This is a genomic window from Marinobacter sp. UBA2498 (genome assembly GCF_002341575.1).
Classification (GTDB): Bacteria; Pseudomonadota; Gammaproteobacteria; order Pseudomonadales; family Oleiphilaceae; genus Marinobacter; species Marinobacter manganoxydans.
The window spans coordinates 1,817-2,471 of the sequence record NZ_DDOI01000069.1 but is presented as its reverse complement, the minus strand read 5'-3'; the positions used below and the strand labels follow the sequence as shown (position 1 = coordinate 2,471).

The window sequence follows — 655 nt, the reverse complement described above, 5'->3', positions numbered from 1 at the left end:
GACGCAATAATCCCGATGTAAGCCAGGATCAGGGTCAGCATCAGGCCGCCCCATTTCGAGCTCTGCACTTCTTCCAGGCCGAAACTGCCTCCGGGAATCAGGAAGTAGCCAACAATGGGCAAACCAAAGATACCGAACAGCCCGAGCCACTTGCGGCCGGGGAACCGCTCGATGAACTGGGGTACAAAGGAAACCGCCAGCAGCAGGAACATCACGTCGACCCGCCACTGCAGTTCATCCGGGTAGAATCCGTAGATAAAGAAATTCAGACGCTGGCTGATAAACAGCCAGCAGGCACCCGCTCCCGTACAGGCGCTCGGATCACTGCCAACAAAGTTGGCGTCGAGGAAAAACCAGTTGAGCAAAGGCCCTACACTGGTCACCAGCAGATAGGCCACACCCAGCGTCAATACCGTGTTGAACCAGCCGGAGAACAGGTTCTCCCGCATCCACTTGACCGGACGGAGCGCCTTCTTGGGTGCTTTCATGGTTGACTCGGTCATCATCGCTCCTTAATGGCCACAGCCCGGTTGTAAATATTCATGAACAACGAGATCAGCAGACTGATGGTCAGATATACCGCCATGGTAATGGCGACAACCTCGACGGCCTGCCCCGTCTGATTCAGCGTGGTGCCCATGAAGACCGCCACGAG

2 pseudogenes are annotated in these 655 nt (G+C 56.2%); both read right to left on the bottom strand.

Annotation, left to right across the window (positions count from 1 at the left end):
* Positions 1-503, bottom strand: a pseudogene (locus B2W52_RS09945) (amino acid ABC transporter permease); the annotation flags it as partial.
* Positions 503-655: pseudogene (locus tag B2W52_RS09940) on the bottom strand (amino acid ABC transporter permease); the annotation flags it as partial. The pseudogenes B2W52_RS09945 and B2W52_RS09940, both read right to left, overlap by 1 nt.